Here is a 7,420-nt window from a genome sequence, read left to right as displayed (position 1 = left end):
CCCCTGGACGGGTTTGCGGTGTTTCGTGTGGCCGCAGTGGGCCTGCGCCTTATCAATTGGCTGTGGTAACCGCTTGATAGCAGGGACGCGAATGGTTATCAGGGCAATATATCGGATTCATGCTGGAAAGATAACTGCGTCACACCCCAATGGGGTGAAAGGGCATTTTGCCGGTTAAAAGGCCGCTGCCCATTCTGCTTGCCGGGTTCAGGTCGGTGTCAGCCAGCATTCAGTTTGCGTTCAGCTTGGCGCGTTATGGTTCTCCCGACTTCAACGAAAAGGAGAGCAAACATGACTTTGACCAAAACAACATTGATGGCTGCGGTATTGGGTGTGGCGTCTGTCAGTGCAGTACAGGCCGATGACGTACCCCATAGCCAGATCGATACACTGGTGAAAGACGGCACTATCCAGTCCCTGGATAAACTCGATAAGGTAGTATTGGACAAGCACCCCAATGCGAAAATTACCGACACGGATCTGGAAAACGAGTATGGCCGCTACATCTACCAGGTTGAGCTGCGCGACCCGCAGGGCGTGGAGTGGGATCTGGATATCGATGCCAGCAATGGTGACGTGCTGGGCGAAGAGAAGGACTGAGTCCTTGCTTTCCCACACATTGCCGGGCCGATGGCCACGCAAGAGCAGGGCGATCTTGATCGCCCTGTTGTGCGTGTGTTCGCTCTCCAGTGTGGCCGATGACATTAGCCAGGATGAAGCCTTGCGGCTACGTCAGCAGGGGGAAATCCTGTCGCTTGCGTCGTTGCTGAAAACGCTGGAACAACGCTACCCGCAAGGTCGTGTGCTGGAGGTCGAGCTGGAACGTGACGATGGCCTGCTGATCTATGAAATTGAGTTGCTGACCCGGGACCAGGTGGTCCGCGAGATTGAAATGGATGCCCGCACCGCAGACATCCTTGATGACGAGCGTGACGACTGATGCGGATTCTTCTGGTCGAAGACAGTATCCCGCTGGCGGATCAGCTCATGCCCATGCTTCGTGAGCATGGCTACGCGGTGGATTGGCTGGCGGATGGTCGTGATGCCTTGCCCGCGCTCAATGATGATCCGTTTGATCTGGTGATTCTGGACCTGGGTCTGCCGGGTCTGGATGGTTTGCAGGTTCTGCAGCAGTGGCGCGGGGACAATCAACAGGTGCCCGTGCTGATCCTCACGGCCCGCGACAGCTGGGCGGAACGCATTGAAGGCCTGCAAAGCGGGGCCGATGACTACCTGGCCAAACCGTTTCACCCTGACGAACTGTTACTGCGGGTACAGGCCTTGTTGCGGCGCACCCATGGCCGGGCGAATACGGCCCAGCTGACGGCGGGCACTTTCAAACTGGATGAAAACCGCCAGAGCGTCTGGTCTGGGGAAACGGAAATCACCCTGACCGGCGCAGAATTCCGCATGCTCCGATACTTCATGCATAACCCTGATCGATTGCTTTCCAAAGGGCAGCTGGCCTCTCATCTGTACGATAACGAAAGTGACCGCGACTCCAACGTACTGGAAGTACACGTGAACCGCCTGCGCCGCAAGCTGGGGAAAAGCGTGATCGAAACCCGCCGTGGGCAGGGGTATGTCTTCACCGGGCAAGCGCGATGACCTCCATGGGGCGTCGGCTGGGAATCAGCCTGTTCGTCAGCCTGCTGCTGGCCGGGGTGGTGATCAGCCAGGGGGCGCTGTGGTGGCTGGAGCGCGATCAGCGCCTGACCCTGAGCCTGCAGTTACGCGATGATGCCGCCGGGGTGTTGGCCGCACTGATGGCCGACCCACAAGGACGCTTGAGCCTGGATACCTCCCGTTTGCATCCTGCTTACCGACGGCCCCTGTCCGGGCGTTATTTTGTGGTGTTGTTGGGGGAGCAGCGTTGGCGGTCGCGCTCGCTGTGGGATCAGCAGCTGGAGGTGCCTGCGCAGCCGGGGGTGCATGCAGCCTTGCAAACCGGGCCGGCGGATCAGCAGTTGCTGCGCTTTCGCGGTGAATACGAAAAAAAAGGCCAGCCCATCACTGTGGTGGTGGCCCAGGATTACACCCCGATTCTGCACACCTATAACCAGACGCGCACCGTGGTGCTGGTGGTCTGGGTGGTGGTGTTGCTGGTATTGGCCGGCGTCCAGCAGTGGTTACTGCGCCGGGGCCTGGCCCCCCTTCGCCGGGCACGGGACGAAATTGAACAACTGCGCGGCGGGCAGCGTCATGAATTGAGCGAGACAGTGGCGTTGGAGCTGCATCCCCTGGTGGTAGAGATCAACCGGTTGCAGCGCCATACGGAGCAGCAACTCCAGCGTTCCCGTCATGCGCTGGGTGACCTTGGCCATGCGCTGAAAACCCCGCTGGCGATTCTCAAGAATCGCTGCACGGAGGAACTGGCGGCGTCGGACCCGGAGTTGCATGCTCTGCTCTGCGAACAGCTGGCGCAGATGGAAGCCAACATTCGCCGCGCCCTGGGGAGGGCCCGGGTCGCGGCGGGCGTGACGACCAGTAATCCATTTTCTCCGGCGCAGGATATCCCCCTGTTGCTGACCACGCTGGAGCAGGCTCACCGGCGTGACCTGGACATCCATCTGGAGATGGCGGCGCTACCGGCTCAGCCGTTTGATCGCGATGACATGCTCGAAGTGTTGGGCAATGTGCTGGATAACGCCTTCAAATGGGCGAATCGTCGTGTCCGCGTGGCGGTACACGTGGTGGAAGAACGCTGTGCGGACAATGAAGAGCGCAAGCAGCTGATACTGTGTGTGGAGGATGATGGCCCCGGTATCCAGGAAGATCGCCGCGAACAGGTGCTACAACGGGGGCTGCGCCTGGATGAGCGCGCTGCTGGCCACGGGCTGGGATTGTCGATCGTCAGCGATACCGTGGCGGCTTACGGTGGCAAACTGGTGCTGGATGAAAGCCCCTCGGGCGGGTTGCGGGTTGGTCTGCATTTCCCCCACCCGCAGTGAAAACAGCGGCAATTAGCGGGAACCGGACGTGCAAAACGCACTCACAACGGGTAAGTGTTCAAAAACATGCCAGTGAGGAGGTGCCATGAAGGGGGAATCGATTCAGCGTCAATGGAGTCAGGGGCTGGGTGTCCTGCTTTGCCTGTTGTTGAGTCGTTTGGCGCTGGCAGAGCCGGTGGCGCTGGATGCACAGCTCTCGGGTTATGCCTATCCTTATCCGGTCCAGACCCTGGCCGTGACGGATCAGCAACAGCGCCTGGAAATGGCGTATATGGATGTGACGCCGGAAGATGCCAATGGCGAAACGGTGCTGTTACTCCATGGCAAGAACTTCTCCGGGGCATATTGGGAAACCACCATGGCTGCCCTGCTTGAGCAGGGCTATCGCGTGGTGGTGCCGGATCAGATCGGTTTCGGGAAATCCTCAAAGCCCGCCCATTTTCAGTACAGTTTTCAGGTGCTGGCTGATCAAACCCGACGTTTGCTGGATACGCTCAAGGTGGACAGCGCGACCGTGGTCGGCCACTCCATGGGAGGCATGCTCGCGACCCGCTTTGCCCTGATGTTCCCGCAACGCAGTGATGCGCTGGTATTGGTGAACCCCATTGGCCTGGAAGACTGGCGCCCGGTGGTGCCCTGGCAATCCGTGGATGCCTGGTATGAAGGGGAGCTGAAGAAAACCCCGGAAAAAGTGAAGGCCTATATGACGGCCAGCTATTTCGATGGCCAGTGGAAAGACGATTATGCCCCCTTGCTGACCTTGCAACAGGGCTGGATTCGCGGGCCGGACTACCCGCGTATTGCCTGGAATTCCGCCCTTGCCTACGACATGATTTACAGCCAGCCGGTGGTGCAGGATTTTGCGCGGCTTGAGGTGCCCACCCTGTTGATCATCGGCACCCGGGACCGCACCGCGCTGGGACGTAACCGGGCACCGGAATCAGAGCGTGCCCAACTGGGGCGCTATGACCAGCTGGGCAAGAAAGCGGCGCAACGCATTCCTGATGCGACTCTGGTTGAATTGGAGGGCATCGGTCATGTTCCACAATATGAAGCGTTTGATGCATACCGCGAGGCGTTACTGAATTTTCTGACGACCCGTTGTCGGGCTGTCTGGCCCAGGGAGGGGTATCATGGCTGTGCTGTCATTGTATGAACCGGTGAACTGGCTCAAGCCGGTGGCCGATGACGTCTGGATTGTCGATGGGCCGGTGATACATATGGCCCTGTATGGGGCAGGGCTTCCCTTCACGACCCGGATGACCATTGTGCGTTTGCCGGGCAACCGGTTGTGGCTGCATTCACCGGTGGCGTGGAACGCGCCCCTGGCCAGGCAGCTGGAAACCCTGGGCACGGTGACGCATCTGGTGTCGCCCAACCGGATTCACTACGCCTATATCGCTGACTGGTCGGCACACTATCCCGAGGCCCGTTGCTGGGCCTCACCGGGGGTGAGAGAGCGAGCCAGTAGCCAGAATATATCTGTGTCGTTCAGCGATGATCTGGGCGACCGTCCGCCGCCGGAATGGCATGACACTCTTGATCAGTTGTGCTTTCGCGGCAGCTCGGTGATGGAGGAGGTGGTGTTTTTGCATCGCCCCAGCCGCACGCTGATCCTGGCTGATCTAATCGAGAATTTTGATCCCGGCAAAGTGCATTGGCGCCTGCGGTGGCTGCTGCGCCTGGCGGGTGTGGTTGCACCGCACGGACAGGCGCCACTGGATTACCGGTTTACTTTTCGGGGCGGCAAGGATCAGGCACGGGCCAGCTTCCAGCGCATGCTGCAATGGCAACCGGAGCGCATCGTGCTGGCCCATGGTAACTGGATTGACCACGATGGCACCCAGGCGCTGAAGCGCGCCTTTCGCTGGCTGGGTTAAGCGCGGGTACGCTGAGTCGCCACCGGATTAATCGAGACCGGCACGCCACTCATGAAGGCCTGATTACTGAGTTTCTCAAAGCTGCCGGGGCCGTTGGGAAGCAGTGCGTTGATGTTCACTCCCGGGTGCTGCTGCGCCACGCGCATCCCCGGTGTTTGCCGGTTGCCCCAGCCGTGGGTCATGGCGACCACACCTTCACGCAGACTGTCGTCACTGCGCACCTTGACTCGCACCCGCCCGTAGGTATTGCTGGCCTCGACTTCGTCGCCGTCATCAATGCCTATGGACTGGAGGTCTGCCGGGTTCATGTGCAGCGCATTGCTGGCATGGGCGCCACGTTTCAGTGTCGGCACATTCTGGTACCAGCTGTTGTGCATGTAGTTGGTACGCAGGTTGATCAGCCGGAAGGCTGGAGTCGAGGTGGTCAGGGCCTGAAATTGCTGGTTGGCCAGTTCCATGGCATCAGCAAATAGCGGTGGGCAGCAATCGACCCGTTTGTCATCAGTTTGAATGAAATCCGTATAGAAGCGGCCGATGGATTGAGTGTCCAGCACGGTGGTGCCGGATGGCTGTTGTGCCAGTGTGTCCACGCAAAGCCCGGTACGTGACAGCATGTGATCCAGCCGGCCGAATGGGCGGGGCGGGTCCTGCTCCAGCATGGGCGCGTGCCGTCCCATGGCCTGCAACAGGTGCGACAGAATCCACCATTCTTCACGGCGTTGTGCGGCGGGCGGAACCACCGCGTCAGTGTATTGCACATAGGGCTGGTACTGCATGCCCAGCCCACAGATATTCAGGTCCGGGCGTTCCAGCATGTCTGCCGAGGGCAGCAAGTAATGTGCGTATTCCCCCGTGGCATTGCGGAACAGATCAATGACGATCAACAGGTCCAGCTTTTCCAGCGCCTGGCGCCAGCGGCCTTCACCGCCCACGCTGAGCAAGGGGTTGCCGGCAATCACTACCAGGGCGCGGATCGGGTTGTCGTCGTCGAGGATCATGTCTGGCAGCAGGTTGCCGGCCAAGGCGCCGCGGATATGCCGCATTTCCCCATGCTGGGAGGGAAAAAATACGTTATCAAGGCGGGCGCGGCCGGCCTTGGCGGCGGGGTAGAACCCTTCGCTGTAGAAGTTGCCGCCGGGCTTGTCCAGGTTGCCGGTAACGAAGCTCAGCATCTGCAGTAGCCAATAACAGAGTGTGCCGTGCTGGCCCATGTTGACGCCGGTGGACATGTGCACGCAGGCACGCTCTGCGCCACTGAACGTATCTGCCAGGTCACGAATGGTGTCGGCACCCAGGCCTACCACCTCGGCCACGGCATCAGCGGAGTAGGGGGCAATAAAAGCACGCAAGGCATCTATGCGCGTGCCATGCTCGCGAATGACGTTTTCATCGAAACGGCCCAGCGCATCCATTTCATGGAGCAGGGCGGCCATCAAATAGAGGTCCGTGTCGGGAAGGATTTGTATCACTTCCCCGGTTTTGGGGCTGGCGGATTCGATTAGGCGGGGGTTGATGTAGAACACCTGGGCGCTGCGCTGGCAGGCGGTGCGGATCTTGGCCATGGGGTCGGCGATGGAGATGAAACTCATGTGCGAGACTTTCGGATTTTCGCCGAACATGAGCAGGCAATCGGTGTTCTCGATATCCGGTACCGGGTGCAGGGTGCTGGTGCCGAACACGGCTTCGCCGGCGGCAAATTTGTTGGCGCAGTCCTGGGTGCCGGAGTTGAAAATGCGCCGGCTGCCCATGGCCATGAAGAAATCGCCAATGGCCTGACTGCCCAGGGCGTTGAAAGCCGAGGGGTTGCCAATATAGCCGCCGATGGCATCCGGCCCGTGCTGTGTGTGGATCCGGGTGAGAGCGGTGCCGATGTCTGTTATCGCACTGTCCCAGTCCCGGGGTTGCCATTGGCCTTCACCGGGCCGGCGGCTGCCTTGCCGTACCTGGGGCTGATCGAGGCGATCCGGGTCCTGGTGGATGGCCAGGTAGTTAATGCCCTTGTGGCAGGCAAAACCTTTGCTGACAGGGTGGGCCTTGTCCGGTTGCAGGCGGGTGACTTTGCCGTCGTCGACCTGGGCAATCAGTGCGCAGGAGGGTTCACAGACCCGGCAAAATGTTGGAATGGATTTCATGGCAGCCTCCCTGACGATTCAGTCAGGCTAGCCAATCACGCCCGGGCAGGACATGACCGTTCCACTCATTTGTGGCGTCGCGGTTATGGGGCGGGCCCGCAGGGTCAGGAGGAAGGCTGTGACAGGGCGGCCATGATCAGGGCAATGGACTGCTCGCTGACGGTCTCGATATCTTCCCGGTTCACGTAAATGCCATCAATCAGCAGCCGGCACAGGCCGTGGACGGTGGCCCAGCTGGCCTGGGCCACGCGCAGGGAATCGGTTCTCGCCGGCAGGCGGCCCGCCAGCAGCGTTGCCAGTCGCTCGGCATAGTGACGGAAGCTGCGATAGGCGATGGTTTTGAGTTCATCGGTGGGCTCGCCGCCTTTCCAGATAGTGCGCCCGAACATCAGTTCGTACTGTTCCGGGTTCTCGGTGGCAAAGCGCAGATATTCCCGGACAAAATTTTGAATGCTTT

General features: G+C 60.1%; 8 protein-coding genes. 6 read left to right on the top strand and 2 right to left on the bottom strand.

All coding sequences use genetic code 11. The features are described 5' to 3' along the window. Positions 1-291: 291 nt before the first annotated feature. The 6 genes from A3730_RS16955 (at position 292) to A3730_RS16930 (ending at position 4,831) form a co-directional block, all read left to right on the top strand. Positions 292-600: a PepSY domain-containing protein gene (locus A3730_RS16955; RefSeq protein WP_063518919.1), complete on the top strand. Its 309-nt coding sequence runs from the start codon at positions 292-294 to the stop codon at positions 598-600. A gap of 55 nt (positions 601-655) precedes the next feature. After that, entirely contained in the window at positions 656-940 is a 285-nt protein-coding gene (locus tag A3730_RS16950) for a PepSY domain-containing protein (protein ID WP_231880471.1), read from the top strand. Further along, positions 940-1,608 (top strand): response regulator transcription factor, encoded by a 669-nt coding sequence (locus A3730_RS16945; protein ID WP_063519182.1) that lies wholly within the window; start codon positions 940-942, stop codon positions 1,606-1,608. Before A3730_RS16950 ends, A3730_RS16945 begins: the two co-directional genes overlap by 1 nt. After that, entirely contained in the window at positions 1,605-2,951 is a 1,347-nt protein-coding gene (locus A3730_RS16940) for an ATP-binding protein (RefSeq protein ID WP_063519181.1), read from the top strand. The genes A3730_RS16945 and A3730_RS16940 overlap by 4 nt, the downstream gene beginning before the upstream one ends. A gap of 85 nt (positions 2,952-3,036) precedes the next feature. Continuing rightward, positions 3,037-4,107, top strand: coding sequence for an alpha/beta fold hydrolase (locus tag A3730_RS16935; protein WP_063519180.1), 1,071 nt, complete (start codon positions 3,037-3,039; stop codon positions 4,105-4,107). After that, positions 4,085-4,831, top strand: coding sequence for a DUF4336 domain-containing protein (locus A3730_RS16930; protein WP_063519179.1), 747 nt, complete (start codon positions 4,085-4,087; stop codon positions 4,829-4,831). The genes A3730_RS16935 and A3730_RS16930 overlap by 23 nt, the downstream gene beginning before the upstream one ends. On the opposite strand, the gene A3730_RS16925 is transcribed toward A3730_RS16930, so the two are convergent. After that, positions 4,828-6,963, bottom strand: coding sequence for a molybdopterin-dependent oxidoreductase (locus tag A3730_RS16925; RefSeq protein ID WP_063519178.1), 2,136 nt, complete (start codon positions 6,961-6,963; stop codon positions 4,828-4,830). The two genes, A3730_RS16930 and A3730_RS16925, sit on opposite strands and share 4 nt — an antisense overlap. 104 nt (positions 6,964-7,067) lie before the next feature. Then, positions 7,068-7,420: TetR-like C-terminal domain-containing protein (locus A3730_RS16920; RefSeq protein ID WP_197477506.1), on the bottom strand; the 353-nt coding region annotated here is incomplete at its 5' end.

The organism is Alcanivorax sp. HI0044 (genome assembly GCF_001634945.1).
This window is presented reverse-complemented; position numbering and strand designations above follow the sequence as displayed.

Coding starts and splice junctions, on each gene's coding strand:
- A3730_RS16955 (WP_063518919.1), top strand. CDS start 292: ATGACTTTGACCAAAACAACATTGATGGCTGCGGTATTGGGTGTGGCG.
- A3730_RS16945 (WP_063519182.1), top strand. CDS start 940: ATGCGGATTCTTCTGGTCGAAGACAGTATCCCGCTGGCGGATCAGCTC.
- A3730_RS16940 (WP_063519181.1), top strand. CDS start 1,605: ATGACCTCCATGGGGCGTCGGCTGGGAATCAGCCTGTTCGTCAGCCTG.
- A3730_RS16935 (WP_063519180.1), top strand. CDS start 3,037: ATGAAGGGGGAATCGATTCAGCGTCAATGGAGTCAGGGGCTGGGTGTC.
- A3730_RS16930 (WP_063519179.1), top strand. CDS start 4,085: ATGGCTGTGCTGTCATTGTATGAACCGGTGAACTGGCTCAAGCCGGTG.
- A3730_RS16925 (WP_063519178.1), bottom strand. CDS start 6,963: ATGAAATCCATTCCAACATTTTGCCGGGTCTGTGAACCCTCCTGCGCA.